This is a genomic window from Dehalococcoidia bacterium (genome assembly GCA_003597995.1).
Lineage (GTDB): Bacteria > Chloroflexota > Dehalococcoidia > Dehalococcoidales > UBA1222 > SURF-27.
The window spans coordinates 1-18,443 of sequence record QZJY01000039.1; the positions used below are offsets into that span (position 1 = coordinate 1).

At 49.8% G+C, this 18,443-nt stretch carries 21 protein-coding genes and 1 pseudogene; 21 read left to right on the top strand and 1 reads right to left on the bottom strand.

What is annotated here, in order from left to right; genetic code table 11:
* The 11 genes from C4542_05520 to C4542_05570 form a co-directional block, all read left to right on the top strand.
* The coding region (locus tag C4542_05520) for a DEAD/DEAH box helicase (GenBank protein ID RJO61775.1) at positions 1-830 on the top strand (830 nt) is incomplete at its 5' end.
* Between the two features lie 88 nt (positions 831-918).
* Complete coding sequence (locus C4542_05525) at positions 919-1,878, top strand: hypothetical protein (GenBank protein RJO61776.1); 960 nt, start codon at positions 919-921, stop codon at positions 1,876-1,878.
* Positions 1,862-3,139 carry a hypothetical protein gene (locus C4542_05530; protein ID RJO61777.1) on the top strand — a complete coding sequence of 426 codons (1,278 nt, stop codon included), beginning with the start codon at positions 1,862-1,864 and terminating at the stop codon, positions 3,137-3,139. The genes C4542_05525 and C4542_05530 overlap by 17 nt, the downstream gene beginning before the upstream one ends.
* A 122-nt stretch (positions 3,140-3,261) precedes the next feature.
* Positions 3,262-3,714 (top strand): hypothetical protein, encoded by a 453-nt coding sequence (locus tag C4542_05535; protein ID RJO61778.1) that lies wholly within the window; start codon positions 3,262-3,264, stop codon positions 3,712-3,714.
* A gap of 33 nt (positions 3,715-3,747) precedes the next feature.
* Positions 3,748-4,410: a hypothetical protein gene (locus C4542_05540; GenBank protein RJO61779.1), complete on the top strand. Its 663-nt coding sequence runs from the start codon at positions 3,748-3,750 to the stop codon at positions 4,408-4,410.
* Positions 4,411-4,776: a hypothetical protein gene (locus C4542_05545; GenBank protein RJO61780.1), complete on the top strand. Its 366-nt coding sequence runs from the start codon at positions 4,411-4,413 to the stop codon at positions 4,774-4,776. It begins immediately after the preceding gene.
* A 372-nt stretch (positions 4,777-5,148) separates the two neighbouring features.
* Positions 5,149-6,321 carry an HNH endonuclease gene (locus tag C4542_05550; protein ID RJO61781.1) on the top strand — a complete coding sequence of 391 codons (1,173 nt, stop codon included), beginning with the start codon at positions 5,149-5,151 and terminating at the stop codon, positions 6,319-6,321.
* Positions 6,322-6,390: 69 nt separating this feature from the next.
* Positions 6,391-6,597 carry a hypothetical protein gene (locus C4542_05555; protein ID RJO61782.1) on the top strand — a complete coding sequence of 69 codons (207 nt, stop codon included), beginning with the start codon at positions 6,391-6,393 and terminating at the stop codon, positions 6,595-6,597.
* On the top strand, positions 6,590-8,314 hold the full coding sequence (locus C4542_05560; GenBank protein RJO61783.1) for an ATP-binding protein: 1,725 nt from the start codon (positions 6,590-6,592) through the stop codon (positions 8,312-8,314). The genes C4542_05555 and C4542_05560 overlap by 8 nt, the downstream gene beginning before the upstream one ends.
* Positions 8,315-8,331: 17 nt before the next feature.
* Positions 8,332-8,544 carry a hypothetical protein gene (locus tag C4542_05565; GenBank protein RJO61784.1) on the top strand — a complete coding sequence of 71 codons (213 nt, stop codon included), beginning with the start codon at positions 8,332-8,334 and terminating at the stop codon, positions 8,542-8,544.
* 58 nt (positions 8,545-8,602) lie between these two features.
* Positions 8,603-9,937 carry a DUF3150 domain-containing protein gene (locus C4542_05570; protein RJO61785.1) on the top strand — a complete coding sequence of 445 codons (1,335 nt, stop codon included), beginning with the start codon at positions 8,603-8,605 and terminating at the stop codon, positions 9,935-9,937.
* 44 nt (positions 9,938-9,981) lie between these two features.
* Here C4542_05570 and C4542_05575 read toward each other — a convergent pair whose 3' ends face one another.
* Positions 9,982-11,364, bottom strand: a complete 1,383-nt coding sequence (locus tag C4542_05575) for an MBL fold metallo-hydrolase (GenBank protein RJO61786.1) — start codon at positions 11,362-11,364, stop codon at positions 9,982-9,984.
* Between the two features lie 219 nt (positions 11,365-11,583).
* On the opposite strand from C4542_05575, the gene C4542_05580 reads away from it, so the two are divergent.
* The 10 genes and pseudogenes from C4542_05580 to C4542_05625 form a co-directional block, all read left to right on the top strand.
* On the top strand, positions 11,584-12,306 hold the full coding sequence (locus C4542_05580; protein ID RJO61787.1) for an NERD domain-containing protein: 723 nt from the start codon (positions 11,584-11,586) through the stop codon (positions 12,304-12,306).
* A 79-nt stretch (positions 12,307-12,385) separates the two neighbouring features.
* Complete coding sequence (locus tag C4542_05585) at positions 12,386-13,327, top strand: ADP-ribosylglycohydrolase family protein (GenBank protein ID RJO61788.1); 942 nt, start codon at positions 12,386-12,388, stop codon at positions 13,325-13,327.
* A gap of 53 nt (positions 13,328-13,380) precedes the next feature.
* Entirely contained in the window at positions 13,381-14,070 is a 690-nt protein-coding gene (locus tag C4542_05590) for an MBL fold metallo-hydrolase (protein RJO61795.1), read from the top strand.
* Positions 14,071-14,218: 148 nt separating this feature from the next.
* Entirely contained in the window at positions 14,219-14,497 is a 279-nt protein-coding gene (locus tag C4542_05595; GenBank protein ID RJO61789.1) for a hypothetical protein, read from the top strand.
* Positions 14,498-14,505: 8 nt separating this feature from the next.
* On the top strand, positions 14,506-14,709 hold the full coding sequence (locus tag C4542_05600; GenBank protein ID RJO61790.1) for a hypothetical protein: 204 nt from the start codon (positions 14,506-14,508) through the stop codon (positions 14,707-14,709).
* Between the two features lie 4 nt (positions 14,710-14,713).
* Positions 14,714-16,477, top strand: coding sequence for a recombinase family protein (locus tag C4542_05605; protein RJO61791.1), 1,764 nt, complete (start codon positions 14,714-14,716; stop codon positions 16,475-16,477).
* A 29-nt stretch (positions 16,478-16,506) separates the two neighbouring features.
* A pseudogene (locus C4542_05610) lies at positions 16,507-16,893 on the top strand (translocation-enhancing protein TepA).
* Positions 16,890-17,099 carry a hypothetical protein gene (locus C4542_05615; protein RJO61792.1) on the top strand — a complete coding sequence of 70 codons (210 nt, stop codon included), beginning with the start codon at positions 16,890-16,892 and terminating at the stop codon, positions 17,097-17,099. The pseudogene C4542_05610 and the gene C4542_05615 overlap by 4 nt, the downstream one beginning before the upstream one ends.
* 99 nt (positions 17,100-17,198) lie before the next feature.
* Positions 17,199-17,984 (top strand): undecaprenyl-diphosphatase UppP, encoded by a 786-nt coding sequence (gene uppP, locus C4542_05620; protein ID RJO61793.1) that lies wholly within the window; start codon positions 17,199-17,201, stop codon positions 17,982-17,984.
* A gap of 99 nt (positions 17,985-18,083) precedes the next feature.
* On the top strand, positions 18,084-18,443 hold a 360-nt coding region (locus C4542_05625), incomplete at its 3' end, for a DNA translocase FtsK (GenBank protein ID RJO61794.1).

Genomic DNA, 18,443 nt, shown 5'->3' on the forward strand with positions numbered 1-18,443 from the left:
AAGCGCTCCAAAAAGTAGACAACCATTGGGCAGTATTAGCTGTCGGACGCTCTAAACGTGATAACTGTTTAAACGCGGCCAAAGACAGATTGGTTCGTTCAGCCACCCTCCTGACACTCGACTTTCAGGAACAATCGGAAGATGATGAAATCCTGGATCGCCTTTCGATGGCTTATGAAATAGCTGCTATTGAAGGCATTGAGGCAGTTCTCAATCCAGACGGGAGCAAAGAACTGCGTGAACAGTGTTATGCCGGCGCCCGGCGCGCGTTTGAATTGCGCTGTCTATTGCCGGTTCCATCGCCGGATGAGCAACGCATCTTCCATATCCTCCACCTGGCCGCATTGGCGTATTGCGGCGGTTGCCAGGAAGACTTACGACGGTGGATGGCAGAGCACGTAGAACATCTGGCCGCACCGTCTGTTGCTGATGCAAAATGGGACCGCCGTCTGCTGTTTAAAATTTTCGATTGTTGGATTAAATTAATACGCAAGAAGAGCCGGGACGATCTGAATCATGTTCGAGAAATCATTGCCGGGCTTCGCAAGGATCAATCCAAGTACGAAGAAAAATTCTTATCCGCATTTGACGGCGGCGTTAAGCGAACTATAGCTTTCCGTCTTATCGCCGCTTATCACTGGGCAAAAGCTACGGAACTTCTTGCGGTTTACCTTCTTGAAAGCACTCCACCCGAAATTGCCGGGGAGTTGGACAAACATTTTGAAGCATCCCAAAAAGCGGCCGCTTTGTCACAAGACGCCCCGTTTGAAGTGCTCCAGAGATGGCTGCATGTTACTGCCAGGAGGATGGCGGCGGCAGACAATTTGTAAAAATACCAAAACTCCAGGAAACGGGCGCAGGCTGTTACGCCGGCGCTTGTTTCCTGTTGTCCATATTTAATCAAAAGGAGGCTAAAAAATGACCTGGTCAAAAAACGCGCTGAAAGTATGGCAGAGATACCTTGCTGAAAATGAGACGCCCGAGCAAAGACTACACACCGTTGCCAGCATTATAGCGCAAGCGGAAATCAAATACGGAGCCTCGAATAATACGGTTGAAACCGTCACCGAACGATTTTATAATTTGATGATTAACAAAAAATTTCTACCCAACTCTCCCACTCTCCGCAACATCGGGCGCAGCAAAAAACTATCCAGGGCGGCTTGTTTTGTAATACCCATCGAAGATAGCATGGAGCAAATATTTTCTGCTCTAAAAACCGCCGCTCTGATCCAGCAATTCGGCGGCGGCGTGGGAGCGAACTTCGGCCAATTGAGGCCCAAAGACGACTTAATATCGTCAACAGGCGGAAAATCGTCCGGCCCGGTAGGCTTTATGCATGTTTTTGACGCCGCTGCTGAAGAAATAAAGCAGGGCGGGGTAAGACGCGGGGCGTGGATGTTCTCTCTTGATGTATGCCACCCGGATGTTGAAGAATTTATAAAAACAGAGTTTAAAAATGCCAACACATCCGTTATGGTAGACGACGTATTTATGAAAAAAGCCTTGAAAGCGGACGTCGATTCCAACATGTTCTATATCAACCCGCGTAACATGAGTAGTCCGGGCGCGTTCGACGCTTCAGAATTGCTGAAAAAGATCGCAACCCGCGCCTGGCAGAGAGGCAATCCCGGTCTGTTGTTTTACGACCAGATTAACCAGGACAACATGATCCCGTCGTTGGGTCCGATAACCGCAACCAATCCATGTGGTGAGCAGCCGTTGCACCCGAACAACGCGTGCAACCTGGGGTCGATAAACCTGAGTATGTACTGGGATAAAAATAATCATCTCCTGCTTAAAAACGATCTTTATCAGGACGCAATGACAGCAACCAGGTTCCTGAACAACGTTCAGGTTCCTGAACAACGTTATTGAAGGAAGCCAGTACCCAACGCAGGAAATCGAAGCTATAGTTCGGAAGACTATGAATATCGGCTTGGGGGTAATGGGAGTTGCGGAACTCTTGGTTGAAGCTGGCCTTCCTTATGGTTCTGATGGCGCAAGAGTAATACTTGGACAGTCGCTGTCAATCATTCAATCTGCTGCTAAGGAAGAAAGCATGAAATTGGCGGAGTGGCGCGGAACATTTCCTCTATACCCCGGGTCGGTATGGGAGCAGATAAACGAGCCTGTACGCAACGCCGCTTTAACTTCAATAGCGCCCACCGGGACGCTGTCGACGCTTCTGGATGTCAGCGGCGGCATAGAGCCGATATTTGCCGTAGCCTTCACGAGAACCACGAATGAAGGTCATGTGCTGAAATATATACACCCGAAATTTGTGGAAATAGCCAAACAGGAAGGTTTTTTTACGAAGGAGTTAGTAGAAAAAATAATTGAACGCGGCAGCGTCCTTGATGTAGAAGAAGTGCCTCCGAAATGGAAAGAGGTATTCCGGGGCGCCCATGAAATCCATTGGCGTGACCACCTGCTTATGCAGGCGGGAGCGCAGAAACATGTCCACAGCGGTGTGTCCAAGACCGTGAACTTGCCGTCGAGCGCTTCCATAGAGGACGTTATGGAAATCTATGCTGAAGCGTGGAGGTTGGGTTGTAAAGGCGTAACCGTTTTTCGCGACGGTTGCCGCGGCGAACAGGTGTTGACGACCACATCCGGGCGCGAGAAAAAAGGGTTCTATATGTCCGGCCGCAAGGTTCAAGGCGAATGGGGTAATCTGCTCCCGATCAAACTGCCGGACGATGCGCCGGCGAGAAGGTTTTATGTAGAGACGCCCGTCGGCGAACTGCAGTTAACTATTGTCACAGACGACGAAGACAAACCAGTGGAAGTGTTTGGTCAGGTAGGTCACGCCGGTTCGGATATAAACGCCGATGTGGAGGCTATTTGCCGTATGACATCGGTTGCCTTGAGGTCGGGGACGCCGCTTTGGTACGTGGTGAAGCAATTGATGGGTATCGGCGGCAGGTCTAGTATAGGCTTCGGGGGGAACAGAGTGCGCTCTCTTCCCGATGCTATCGGCCAGGTGATGAACAAGCATTTTCTGGGCGTGGAAAATGAGCAAACGGTACAGTCCGGCGACTGTCATCTGGATATCTGTCCGGAATGCGGCTCGGCTGCTCTTGTACATGAAAGCGGCTGCGACCACTGTCAGGTGTGCAACTACTCGAAATGCTGAGAAACACAAAAACCCGGTTCAAACCGTTTACCCGGTTCAACCGGGTTTTTTCTTTTTTAAATAAAAACGATTTATGCGGGCGATTAAAGCAATGTCCGCTCAAAAAAAGGAGGTACTTAAAAATGAGCACAAAACTGAGAGATCTGGTTGACAGGTTGTTCAAGAATCCTTCAACCAAACAGACAACCGAACAAAACGACTGGCGCGCCTTGATTGAAGACGTGGTGCGCGACGGCGGCCACAGGACAACGCTCGAATGGGGCAAAGGCCCCGGCGATGAAGACCTCATCAGGGTAAATGTGGAAACCGCCCGCGGGCAATCGCAAGCCTACGCGTCTCTGCGCGGCAGAAGAATCGAGGAAGCCCAGCGGGTCGCTGTGTTGCAAGCCCTGCGTTTTCTCGGTTACGGTATCGCCGGTCACAAAAACGGTGAAAGCGCTGCTGAAAACCAGGAAAACAACTTCGAGAAAGGAGAAATCTCCTTATGGCAAAAACAAAGAAAATCAAATTGCCGCGCGCCTTCTGGCCACGCAAGCCAGAAACCCGCATCGCAATCAACCGCCGTGCAAAATTAAGAAAGGCGGCCTGCAGAAAGGGGTGTCGCGCGAATGAAACCAATCATATTCTCGTCCGAAATGGTTAGAGATATCTTGCGCGGGCATAAGACCCAAACGCGGCGGGTGGTGAAGCCGCAGCCAACCAAGCACCATTGGGAGTCATTGCCTGGCTACCATTTAGATTACAAATTAATTGATTTGGGTGACGACGGGTTGGCCGTGCGCTTTGCGCATCATTATCGTCTATATGAGGATGACGTGCGTTGGCGCAAGTGTCCCTACGGCCGGCCAGGTGATCTCCTTTGGGTGCGGGAGAAATGGGCAGACCTGCGCGGTATGGGTTTTGGAAATGACCCTCGCACTGACAAACCGTTTTGTTTTGCTTACGGGGCAGACAATATTCCCGGAAGCGATGGTGATGTAATTCGTAAACAATACGGCGTAAAATGGAAACCCGCTATCCATATGCCCCGCGAGGCCGCCCGTCTGTTTCTCACGGTAAAAGACATCAGAGTGGAGCGGTTACAAGATATTTCAGAAGAGGATGCCAGGGCGGAAGGGGTCGAATGGTGGCCGGCGCAACCCGGGAATAGCACAAATTATATTTGCAGTTTTGCCTATCTGTGGGATTCGATTAATAAAGAATACAGATGGGACAACAATTGTTTGGTTTGGGTGGTTCAATTTGATCTGCTCCAAAAGGGGGTATCGTGAATGCCGTGCGACGGAATAGCAGTGCTGACCGCGAAAGTCGCGCTGCCCGAGGGAATCGAAATAACCGCTGAAACGCTTCAAGCGGTTGTAAACTTTTACCGTAACTTAAAGTACGAAGCGCATGTGCTGTCCGAAAAAACTATAAGTATTAACGGTTACACGCTGAGAATCGATAACGACGCCGGCGCTGCTGTAGTCCGCGGGGTTAACGCTCCGCAATATATTGTAGACGGCGTGAAAAACGCAGTGCGGGAAATAACCGGCATTTTAGCGCAGGAGAAAATAGCCGCGGAAATCGCTTCCACCTGCCAGGTATTGGAACAGCAGAGCGTGGGCGGTTATGTGGTTCTGAGGGTTAACCTTTAAACCTTTAAGGAGGGTTAAAGTATATGGCAAATGTCAACCACTCCCCACTAAAGTGGGAAGCATGTAGGCATTAATCCTGCGCCTTCTCATTTTAGCGGCGGGCCTGCCTGTTTGCAGGCAGGTCAGGTTTTCCAGTCTTAGGGCAACAAGATGCCGCAAGGCTACAGTTAGCCCTCCGTTGGCGGTAGGGTTCAAGAACGCACTTCAGGATGTTGCGCCAGTCTCGGACCCTGCAACCGCCGGATGCAGACAACTGTGAGAGCAAGGGCGAAACGGCCCGGCGGGTGTACCGGCCGCTAACATGGACAAGGCAGCATTTCACACTCCCGAAAGGGAAGGAGGCTTAACGTACCGTGTACGTATTTGTTTTAAATGATAACGGCATTTGTTATTCAACTGAACTACCATGCCCCGGAGTACACGCAGCCGATTGCCGCCAAGCTGGACGCCGGTTTCAAAAGAGGCGGCGTTGCTTTACAGTCCAACGGTAAAATTACTTTCCGGGGCGAGATCATCCACCGGCGTTATGTCAACCAGCCTACCAAAGGCCAGGTAATGGTAGTGCGCCGGCAGAGGAGGAGGGCCAGGCGCTACCGCATCAGGTATCGCGCCCCTCGTTTCGACAACCGGCGTCGCCCGGAAGGCTGGCTTCCGCCGACAATTAAAGCGAGGGCCGACGCGCAGGTTAACGTCCTGAAGGTATTGGCCAGATACGCGCCGGTAACCAGGGCAATTATCGAAGTGGGCAGTTTCGACGCCCACAAAATGCAGAACCCGGACGTAAAACCCGAAGGCTATCAGAACGGCCGCCAAAAAGGTTTTAAGAATACAAAAGCATATATTAAGGCCCGCGACAGAAGATGTGTTAATTGCGGAGCAGAAATCGAAGAAGTCCACCACCTGAAGCAAAGAGTCAAAGGCGGCGCCGACAACCCGGACAACCTGGTGGGTTTGTGTAAAAAGTGTCATCGCCTGGCAACCATGGGTAAGCTCAAACTAAACTTGACTCCCGGCAGGGAGTTAAAAGGCGCGGCATTTATCAACGCGGCCAAAAACTACATCGTGTCCCAGGTAAGGAGGTTTGCTCCCGAAGTCTGTGCTCAAGAAGGTTGGTGGACGAAACAGGAACGGGAGCGGTGGAACCTGTCCAAGAGCCACATCAATGACGCGATATCCATGGGGACGGCCCATCTTTCCGTTCTTTATATTCCCCCCGGACTAAATCCAATGGAGATTCGGCCCCGTCAAAGGGCGGTAAGACAACAATACTTTTCGGAGCCCAGGAAAGGCGGGGTATTCAAACGATACCGGCATCCGTGGCAGAGCATCTCCGGCATCAAGCGCGGCGACCTCTGCCGGGACAAGAAAACTAACCAGTTGATAAGGGTGGACACCTTGCTTTCCAACGGCAAGCTGAACGCCCGCGTTCTAAAAACCGGCCAAAGGTTGGTTAATATTATTCCCGACCGGCTACAGATAGTCGAAAGGGGTAAGGGTATAACGTTTATTCCCAGAAAGGAGGCAGAACCGGCGCTCCTCCCCTGAATAAATTCAGAGGTATCTGCGCTGGGATTTGATTATGAAATGCCAAACAAGCCAAAGGGGGCATAAATAATGCTTGCAGAAATCGTAATCTCTCCAAACGGCGATGTCTCGATAATAACCCGCGAAGGCACATTCGCCAGCGGAACTGAAAAAATCACAGCCTTTCTACAGCAACTCCAGGCAAAAGGGTTAAACGTAGAAGACGTAAAAATCGAGCAGCACCGCCACGACGAAGAACACCTTCACATACACAAGGAGGTGCAGACAGGTGTGTAGTATACCCGCGTGGCTGAAGGAGGTTGTTCAAAAGTGGGAGGCCGGCATCGCCCATGTTTTTATCCTGTATGGAAACGTTGACGATCTGGTCGAGCCGGGCAAATACGTTAAAGATATTCTGCTGAGCACCGGCTTAATCGCTAAGCGGAGTATCGTAATATCGTACAACCGGTCAAAAGGAATAACGTTCCCGATACCGGCGCACAAGGATAAATTCCTTGAGATGCTCAACATGAAACAAGCGGCTTCCGGCGCCCTGGCCGCTCTCCAGCAGGCAAGGGGGCAGGCCGCGCAAGACGATGTACAGCTGCCGGCCGCGCCGGGGCAGGCTTTGCCCCTAATAGAGCGCACGCTTGCGGCTGCTGACGAATCGGGGCCGGTAACCGCTTTAATCGTTGAAAACGCTGAAACGATATGTCCGAATACCGACATCGCAGTGATGTCGCCGGACGACAGGAACATATTGGTGACAGTGACCAGGTGGGCGCGGGAAAAGGAGTTTATCAGCGCCGGCCCGCCGGTATTCCTGCTCGTCGAAAACATCAGCGAACTGCACATGAACCTGCGCCGCGCTTCGTCCCGGATAGAGGCGGTGAAAGTGCCCTATCCGGACCGCGAAGAGCGGCTGGAGTTTATCAAGAAACTGGCCGCCGCGCGCGGATGGCAGGTTGACGAAGAAAGACTGGCCGCAAAGACGGCGGGGTTAAAGAGAGTCCATATTGAGGATATCTTCCTCCGGGCCGACTTGAGCGATGTCCCGGTAAACGACGAATTGGTGAAAGAAAGGAAAAACGAGATCATCCGGTCCGAGTTCGCCGATGTACTCGAAATAATCGAGCCGACTGTGGGTTTTAACGACATCGGGGGGATGGATTATATAAAGCAATATTTTCTCAAAAACATCATCCAGCCAATGAAGGAAAACCGGACGGCTTATGTCCCGATGGGCGCGCTTTTATTGGGGCCGGCCGGCACCGGCAAAACCGTGCTGGCGAAGGCGGTGGCCAAAGAAAGCGGGATGAACTGTTGCAGCTTCAACGTGGGAAAATTGCTCGGTTCTTACGTCGGGACAAGCGAGAAAAATCTGGAGAGGACACTGGAGTGTATTCAGGCGATGGCCCCCACGATTGTCATCATGGACGAGCTCGATCAAAGCGGTTTGAGCCGCTCCGGTTCCGGAGACTCCGGGGTATCCAATAGAATACTGCAAAGGCTTTTGGAATTCATGTCAGATGACAGCAGGCGCGGGAAGATTGTCTTTATGGGAATCAGCAACCGCTCCGACTTGATTGATGCAGCCCTGAAGCGGCCCGGGCGGTTCGACAAGAAAATCCCGGTGCTCGCGCCGGATAATGTTGAAAGGGAATCCATCCTGAAGGTGCTCCTCAAAAAATATAACCCGGAAAACTGGGTAAAGGATATCAACACAGTGGTTGAGGCCACCGAGGGATGGACCGGGGCCGAGCTGGAAGCACTCGTCCTGAAAGCCTGCGAGGTGGCGGAAGGTCAAACTTTGGCCGACGGCCACATGGCGGCGGCGCTGGACCGGTACTTTCCGACCACGCAGGACATTGAAAGGATGACGGCACTGGCTGTGGCGGAGTGCAACGACGCCGACCTACTGCCGCCGAGATACAGAACGGTGCTGAAGGAGCGGAGTAAAGCGGCCGATGCCGATAGCGACGTGGATTACACCCGCAAGAGGCGGGCGGTTTAGAAAAAGGAGGACGAAACATGCGTCAATTCCATTTAATCAACGTCTGTATGGATGCTCAAGGCAAAACCGTCAAGGCAACCATCTGTGACCGCGACTTCGGCCTTTTCGATGCGCTTGAGTTGTGCCCCGCCGGCGTCGCCGTTCTTGGCAAAGACGTTGAGTATGGTCCGGTAGTGCGATTTCCGGTGCGCAAGTTAGTAGCCGGAAACATCTTGGATTTGGACCGTTAGAGCCAGCGACTAAACAAAAGGAGGTGAAGCGCCTCTCTTCCGGGGGGGCGCTTAAATCATGCCGAAAAACAAAAACCTGGATGAATATATCGACCGGCTGATCTCAGAATTCGGCGCGTCGGAAGATATTCGCGAGCAACGCGCCGGCATCGCCGAAAGGCTCGGTCTGGAGCAGAACGAGATAGCCGTCCGAAAGGACGTGTTGGTAACTAAAATGGCCCAAGAGGGCCTGCTGGCGGAAGTCCATGTCGGGCGTATGAGATTTATAAGACAGTTAAATGAAGACGACCTCGGATTAAATCCCGACAACCCGGATCACAAGGAGTTTTTGTCAAGATACATTTCTCTAGGGAACAAGTACCTCATCGACAACGCATATTTAATAACGCTGAACACCCTGGAAAGGAGAGGCCGGCGGGTTGTTGAAAAGTACGGCTTTCAAACAAGATGGGGCTATTTCGTCCCGGAGAAGAACATCTCTGAGATGAAGACGGAACTGGAGAAAATCAAAGCTGAATATTTAACCATGCGCGACATGATACTGGCAAAATACGACGCGTTAAAAGAAGAAACCAGGGCTGCATATAAAAATGCCGCTCGTGAAAGCTACCGGCTGATCAACCTTGACCGTTACGCCGTCGCGCCCGAAGAATACGTGGAACACTTCGTTAAAAATATAATGAGCATGTTTCCAACAAAAGAGGAAATCAAAGACTCTTTTTACTTTATCCTCTCGCTTAGTTTCGTCCCCCTGACCAGCACCCTGCTGGAAATTGGGGCGAGGGAAAAACTAATCCGCGAAAAGGAAAAAGCCGCGCTCGGCGCCATCAACGCGGAGAAGCAAACATCTCTTATGGCGGAAAACTACAAACAAGAGGCCATAAAAGAAACCTACCGGGAGGTCGTTGAGACTCACCGCCGGGACGTTGACCGGTTCCTCGGCGAGGTGGTGGGGCGCATCTACAGCCTGGTATACGAGTCGTGCTCTGCCGCGAAGCAAAGCATGGAGAGAAATGGCTCCTTGAGCGCCGGAGACATTTTACGGTTGAAATCGCTTATCGAACGCGTTGAAACGCTTAACTTCACCAACGACGAAGAGGTCGATAATTACCTCAACCAGCTTAAGAACATCACAGAGACCAACGCGGACAGAAGAAACGTTGACGACGTTAAAACCGTTTTAAACGATATAACCGCGGAGGCAAATCAGACGTTGCTGATGCTCGGCTGCAAACCGCGCCAGGCGCGGAGCAGGACGGCAGGCGGCGACGTACTGGTTGAAGACCCCGGACCGGACGCCGGGCCGCGAAGAAGGCGGCGGATGAAGCCGGCGGAGGAAGTGGGGCAGTTGGAGTTGCCTGCCGCGCCAACCCGGGCGAGGCGGGCCGGATAGAGAAACAAAAAGGACAGGGGATATACTCCTGTCCTTTTTGTTTCTTAAGGCTTGCACACCCCGCATGGCCGATACTCGTGCGCCAGGGCGTCAGCCCTATCCTTAAACCATATCCTGTTGGCTTCGTTAATCTGCTTTGCGTACCGGCAATCCGGATAATGGAACTTGTCCGACTCAACGCTTCCCACGAACATCCCCTGGCCGTCCTCCGCCGCAGGAGCAGCCACCGGCGCTACCGACGTCACTGGAGCCCCGCCGCCTTTTTCCGTTGCAACGGAATACGTTTTACCGTCGGTGCTGATAACCACAGTGCCGTTGATATCCGTCCGGTATATCTGGATGCCTTCTGACTGAAGCCGCTCCAGCGTGCTTGCCGCCGGGTGGCCGTAACTATTGTCCGCGCCGACGCTGATTACGGCTGTTTCCGGTTTAACCTTGGTCAAAAATCCGGTTGAAGTGGAAGAAGAGCTCCCGTGGTGGCCAACCTTCAGGATTTCCGCGCTTATGTCCCCAATCAAAGCGATTTCCTTTGCGGTTTCGGCGTCGCCCGTGAAAAGGAACTCGACGTCCCCGCAGTCGAGGCGGGTGACGACCGAGTAGTCGTTAACGTCATCCCATAAATTTTGCAGAGAGCTGATTACCTGGAAATCTGCGTCGCCGAAGGAAAATGCCTGGTTGCTTCCCGTTGCCCGGACACAACCTTCGGAATCAGCCTTGATATTATAGTTGTTAAACGTCGCCGTAGCCGCTGTCTTGCCGCTGTCGATGATGTTTTCAACGACGAAACTGTCGGAAACCGCCGGGAGCCCCCCGATGTGGTCTTCATGCGGGTGAGTGGCGACCAAAAGTTCAATATCGTCAACTCCCTGGTTATGGAGGTAACCGACCACCGTTCCGCCGTCGTTGCGGTTGCCGCCGTCGATCAGAATATCGTTATGGTTGGGGAGTTGAATATAAATCGCGTCGGCCTGGCCGACGTCGATGAAATGCACTTTAATCGTTCTGCCGGCGGAAGCGATTGTAATTGTTTTAGTGTCGCCGTCCCAATGGACATAGCAGCCCAGGGACTCGCTTACAAAGCGCAACGGGACCATTGTCCGGTCGCTTATTATTTTAGCCGGCACGTCTATTTCAACCGGAATGCCGTTTTTAAACGCCTGGCCGCCGATGACCAGTCGAATCTCTGTGCTGTCTTTGGAAGCAGTTACGGTTCTGGTGGTTTCATCCCAGGAAACTGCGGCGCCGAGGGATTCAAAGATAACCCGCAACGGCACCAGGGTGCGACTATTTTCGATTGTGGGCGGAACATCGAAAGTAAGCTGCTGGCCGTCCAGGAGAACGGTCGGAGTTGTGTCGGCTGATGCTGCGGAGAACGCAAAAAATAACGATAGTATGACGAGAGACAAAACGAATAGTCTTTTTTGCATTGGAAAACATGACCCCTTTCTTTAATGAAGAAAAAACTGGTAACAAGTTGATACATTAGACACATTATAGCAGAATCCTGCAATGCGTTGGGAATATTCTAATGTACCACTGTTTCCCATGTCTTTTAATCGAAAATTATATTTTTCCAGTTCCAAAACAGGGAAATAGCAGAAACTTGCCGAAACTAAAGGAAAGTTATGTGGAGGGGGCTGTGATAAGTGCCTGTACAGATTGGGAAGGCAGGAGCCGGGGCAAGAGAAATGGCGAAGAAGAGAATGATTCGAATATTTGGATGCCTGATAGCATTTTTAATAATAGGGCTTATTTCGGCTTTATCCGGAAACAGATTAATCCAATCAAATATGTGGGCGGTAAAAATTGCCGGCATGTTTATCTTTGGAGCGGGTATTGGATTGATGGTTCTCGTATTTAAATTTCTTGTAATCTCTCCCAAAGAAGAAATAGATAATCCTATCGATCAGCCTATCAGAGGAGCGGAGAGCGAAGAGGAAATATCCGAGATACTCCAGAAACTTCCCAAAAGTTACGCTGTTTTCAGTGATTTAACGTGTCCCATGGGGAATATAGACCATGTTGTCGTTGGCCCAACAGGTATATTTATAATAGAAACGAAAAGCCATCGCGGGCAAGTAAATGCATCTGGTGCTGGAGAATTGTTACGGGGCATGGGTTCTTTTGAAAAAGATTTTATAAAGCAGGTGCTAAGCCAGTGTTTCTGGCTTAAAAAACAATTGGCTGATTCAACCGGGAGGATGCCTTTTGTAAATCCGTTGATCGTTTTTACACATGCGTTTGTAAAAATCTATAAACCAATAAAAGGTGTTAAGGTCTTAAACAAAAAGTGGATCCTCGAACATATCACGCAAAGTAAATATAAAATCCGGCAAGAAGAATTAGATAAGGTTTTTACCAACTGCTAAATTTAAAGGGAGAAAAGGGAAAATAGAACATCTAAAAAGACGAATTGATCAGTAAATTATTCTGTGAATACGGGAGGCGATGATCCTGGATCGAGTTCGCGGCGGCTTGTATGGAGTAGCGGTTGGCGATGCTTTTGGCGCTGCCTTGGAATTTATGAGCCCGAAAGAAATCAAACTTAAGCATGGCAGGTTAAAGGAAATCGTCGGCGGAGGCTGGTTGAAATTGAAGCCGGGCGACTGGACCGACGATACGGAAATGACTCTTGCCGTTGCCGAAGGGATTCTGGCCGGCCCTCATGATCCCGTGCCGTATATAGGCGAGAGATTCCTGGAGTGGCTAAAAACAAATCCGCCTGATATCGGTAATACGATCAAGGCCGCATTTGTCAATTACCAGAGGCTTAAAGACTGGCACAAAGCTGCTGAAGCCGTTCATGACGGCGGCATGCTCACAGCAGGCAACGGCGCGCTCATGCGCACACTTCCTGTAGCTCTGGCTTATAGGGATGCCGCTGACATATACATGATGAGTATGCAGATAGCTCGGATGACGCACTGGGATCCGGAAGCGGGGTTGACCTGTTTCCTGTATTGTCTTTTCGCCAGGGAGTTGTTAAGTGGAATTGGTGAAAAGATAACCGCATGGAAGAAAGTAACAGGTGAGTTTCTCAAAATGGTTCCCGAACGCTTTTCAGAAATAGCGCAAAGAGTTGTCCAGGAGAAGCTCAAAAATATCTGGGAATGGCCAGAAAGCAGACTTAACCCCGGCGGGTACACAGTAGATACCCTGGCTTGCGCAGTGTGGTGTTTTTTAAATCAGGGAAACTTCGAGGAAGCACTGGTTTGCGCTGTTAATCTCGGCGGAGATGCTGATACAGTTGGGGCAGTTACAGGCGGTCTCGCGGGAGTTCACTGGGGATTTGATAATATTCCTGAAAGGTGGACGGCAAAGCTTTCGCCAGCCCAGAAAAGCAGGCTGGGAAGATTAGCGGAAGCTTTTAAGAAGATTGTGGTTTTGTGAATAATTTTTAGAAAAAAGTTCGAAAATGGTTCAATGACGAAAGGGGATCCATGGTGAAACCGTTTCAAGTCCATGACCGTATTTACCAGATAGGCGGCCCGGAGATCACTGCTTCGGAGGATTGCTGCGTTTATCTCCTTGACGGCGGCAGCGAGCTTGCAGTTATAGACAGCGGAGCAGGCCGGAGTGTATATGACTTGATAGAGAACATCAAGCAATTTGGATTTAATCCTGCATCCGTCAAGTATGTAGTTGCGACGCACGGCCACATCGACCATATAGGTGGATTGGCTTACTTGCAAGAAAAGCTAATGGCCGAAGTGGTGGCCCATGAACTAGAGCTTCCGGCAGTTGAGGGGAAAAATATTGAACTAACTGCGGCAAGGATTTACGGGGTGAAGTACAAATCGGTGGCAGTGGACGTGGTTATCAGAGAAGAAGAAGTTGTCCTGAATGTAGGGATCCTCAAACTTAATTGTTTGCACACACCCGGCCACACTATCGGGAGCGTTTCTCTTTATGTTGATGTTGAAGAAAAAAGAATTCTTTTCGGGCAGGATATCCACGGCCCGTTTGACCCTGCCTGGGGCTCGAATACGGTTGCATGGGAGCAATCTATGCAAAAGCTTCTGGTTTTGAATTCCGATATTTTGTGTGAGGGTCATTTCGGCATTTATAAGCCGCGAGAGCAGGTGAAGCGGTATATTGAGGGCTACCTGCGTCGTTACGGGGAAAGGCTGTAGTTATTAACCTGAACAAGGCTCAGTTCGATTCCGACCGTAGGAATCCGCAAGAAAAAGACAGAAAAAACGCGGAAAGTGAAGCAACTGGATTTATCCGCTGCGCCAACTTGGGCAAGGCGAGTTAAATAGAGAAGGAAAAGGACAGGGGATGTACTCCTGTCCTTTTTTTTGTTTCTTTAGCAAGTTTGTACAGACCATTTGGTTTACCTGTACTGGTTTGCTTTCTTCGACCACCATGCAAGACAAAAAACAAACCAATCCCACCCCCGGTGTAAAAGCCGGGGGTTTTCTTTTTTTAAACAAAACACCCGCGCAGGCGCTAAAAAAGCAAGCCTGTATCAAAGAACCACAGCCGCTGAGAGCAACCCCGGGCGGCTTTCATACAAACAACCCTTTCAGGGGAAAAATAACAGCAATTCTTTGTTAGGAGGTGATTTGGTGACCCAAAAACAAAAAAAGGTTTTTATAAATGGCGTTGAATATTATAAGGAAGAATCGGAAAACAGAAAGACATTTTCAAGGTTAGATCAGAGGAGTAATATGAGAGTAGTTAACGTTTTCAGCGCCGGGCCTGATTCCAGGTTACACATGGAGTCGTTCAAAAAGAGTATAGCTGCTTTTTTGTGTAAGGAGTGGTAGTTTAGTGTCCATAAAACAAAATGAGAAAGACGAAAGCAATATTATTCCAGTTGCGGCCCTATACAGGGTTTCAACCACCAAACAACTAAAAGAAGATGAAGAAGACTCTATCCCCGTACAAGCTGCAGTTGCCAGAGACTTTGTTTCAAAGCATCCGGGTTGGTTGCTTACCAGCGACCGTGAGTATATCGAAGAAGGCGTGTCGGCATACAAAGTTAGCAAAGATGACAGAGACATTCTTCAGCAGGTTCTCGCCGACGCTATGGCCGGCAAGTTTAAAATATTGCTTGTCTTTAAAGCGGACAGGCTATCACGTAAAAGCTTTGAGTATCCCCTGGTGCTCTGGCAGTTGCACAACCTGGGAGTTGATGTAATTGCAGTGGCGGATGCGCCTGGGGGAAAACTTCTCAAGGTGGAGGACCAGTACGATAAACTTATCAGATTCGTGGAAGGGTGGCAGGCCGAGACCGAGAGCAAAAATACCAGCATCAGGGTTTCCAACTCCATGAGGGAGCACGCGAAAGCCGGGCGTTGGTCCGGCGGACGGCCGCCTTACGGTTTTAAATTAAGTGAAATTAAGAATAGCTTACCGCTTCAAATAGATGAATATGAAAAATCGGTTCTGGAGTTGATATGCGATCTATACGAAGAAGGCATGGGCGGCAAAAGAGTGGCAAACGAACTAAGCGAAAGAGGTTACAGAACTAAAATGGGAAGAATGTGGACGGGTGACAGAGTAAGGTCCGTTATATTAAATCCGATTATTGCCGGCCTACCGGCGTATGGGCGAACAAAACCCGGAAACACTCCTAACTCCAGGGTAAGAATAACCGGTTTCCACGATATTAATAATTTCATTGTGCCAAGAGATGAAAAGGGAAACCCGAAACCGATACCCGAATACAGCATTATCTCTTTGAATAGATGGCTTAGAATTATAGACAGGATGCAAAAAAACAATTCAAACAGGAACCGCGTTCAAAGAGATGCGCCGCCTGCACGGGCGATGACAAGCTCCTCTCTGTTAACGGGTTTTCTTGTTTGTGGCTACTGCGGCAAGGGATTTGTCGGTACGAGTACAAAAAACAAAAAACGGCTTGAAAGCGGCGGTATGTATGTTTATAAGAAAAAACTTTATCGCTGCGTAACTCATGCTAAAGTAGGCGGAGGAGATAAGATCTGCAAGGGGCAGGCTAATTACTCGCAGAAGAAAATTGATGAGATATTTCTTCGCGAACTGGAAGCCTTTCTGTCTGCGATAAATCCGAAGGAATTCAGGAATTACGTGGATCAAAGGCAGATGGATTATTTAGCCGGAGCGACGACAAAACTCAAGGGTCTTGAATCAGAATTGAAAAAGAACAGGAAAATTTATAACGAATGGGTCGTGCGCCTGGATATTTATTTTGCAAATCCCGAAGGTAGTATATACCCTGAAGAACTTTTGGCCGCTAAGGTCAGGGAGTACAATAACAACTGCAATTGCCTGGAAAAAGAAATAAGTTCGTTGAAATCGGGATTCAATTTGGTGAAATACGAGAGAGACCAGTTGAAGATGTTCAGTAAGAAAGCGCCGCAGTGGCTGAAGCTTTTCATAGAAGCGCCGGTAGCCAGTAAGAAACAGATGCTTTCACACATAATAAATAAAGTTTACCTGCATCGCGACAGGATTGAAATTCACTATAACGTTGATATTGCCGATTTTGTGGGACGTGGCAAAGATCAGGATGAATATCGTATTGAGCTTAAAGTCCTGGCTTCTTTTTAAATATCTGCCACGCCGCGTTCTTTCCCCTTCAGCCGTAGGGTAGTGTCATGGGTACCATCGGCGTGCCTATAGCGGTAGGAACGAAATTTTCTTTTATTACCAGTACCGCCAGCATGACCATTCATCCGATCCGTTTGAACGGTCTCGTTATCGGTGTTCCTCAAACATATGAATACCTGGACAAGATGCAGGACCGGGTGGTGCGTTTTGTTACGGAGCACTCGCGCATCAGCGAGGAGAAGTTTCGGGAACTGATGTTCCGCACCGGGGAACTGGCCAGAGACATCGGGACGGTGCTGATCGGTAAGGATGCGGTAGAAGTCGGGATGATTGACGCCGTGGGGGGGATTGGAGACGCGGTCAGAAAATTAAAAGAACTGATCAATGCTGCCAAGAAAGAGAGGGATGACGTATGATTTTGTATACCCCTATGCAACTGGAACTGGTCCTGGAAGGTTTTGACCAAAACAAGTATCCCTGCTACCAGGAGTTGGACCATAAAGGTGTAACGGTGCTGGTTGAAGACGTAGGGGGCGGGAAACGAAAGGTTGTGAAACTCCTGAGCACCAATCCTTATGATTTTTTACGTCCGGAATTGTCTCCCGGCACTATCCTAAGTTGAAGAAAACTTGTATAATGTTCAAATGAGATTGCTTCGCCTACGGCTCGCAATGACAAAAGGAGCGATTTTCAGAGTAGTGGAGTAGGGGAGTGTTTTTGTTTGACTGTTCTTCAGGCGCTTGTTTTGGGGATTGTACAGGGTTTGGGAGAGTTTTTACCGATTTCCAGTTCGGCTCATCTGGTACTTGTACCGTGGGCGCTGGGGTGGCAGTATGCCGGTCTGACCTTTGATGTGGCTTTACATATGGGGACCCTCGTAGCGGTGGTGGCATATTTTTGGCGGGACTGGTTTGCCATCCTGGACCGTGGTTTGAGGCGCCGGGAAACCCGGGAAAAGACTCTTTTCTGGTACCTGGTGGCAGCTACCGTCCCCGGTGCGGCTTTCGGCTATATTTTTGAGGAGCAGGCTGAGACGGTTTTTCGCACGCCTCTTTTGATCGGAATCATGTTGGTTGTAATGGGGATTGTTCTCTATTTAGTTGACTCGAAGGCAAGTAGTTGTAAGGATGTGGATCGCATTACTCTGGGAGACAGCATTCTGGTCGGCATATCTCAAGCTTTTGCCATTATTCCCGGCGTTTCCCGTTCCGGCGTTACGATGACGGCCGGGCGTTTTCGCGGTATGACCAGGGAGGCGGCAGCCCGGTTTTCCTTTTTGCTTTCGACGCCCATCATTATCGGCGCCGGGATTGTCAAGTTAAAAGATCTGGCGCCTGGTGAGATTAATGTTGTTTTTCTAACCGGGGTTATTTCATCGGCAGTGGTAGGTTTTTTATCTATTAAGTTCCTTCTTAAATATCTCGCTGAACGCAGTTTTGCTATTTTTGTATGGTACCGGCTGGTAATCGGAGTGGCGGTAATTATCCTGGCTCTGGTTAGAACCTGAAGAATTGAAGCCCTGAAGAAATTACTTCGGGGCTTTTTTATAGCAAGCGGCAAGGAGTTTGGCAATTTTTGTGGTATATTACTATTGGGAGGGTTGAAGTTGAAGGCTTCCAAACAGCAGAAAGAGGAAATGAGATTTGAGTTCCTCAGTATTGGCCTGGTAGCAGCGGGTATACTGGGTTTGATCAGCTTGCTGTCGCCTTCGGCCGGTATTGTTAACGAGTTTATTGATCAGGTCTTAAAAGTGGCGGTTGGGAAAGGCCGCTACCTGTTTCCCGTTTTGCTGGTGCTGGCCGGGGTTAGACTTCTGCACAGGCAGAGCGATCACAGGCTGTCCCTGGTGATGTACGGAGCAGCAGGGCTTTTTATCGTAATGCTGACTTTTTTTCACCTGTTCTTGCCGGCCGGGGATTCTTTTCAAAGCGGTATAGCCGGCGACGGTGGGGGAGTAATTGGCGCT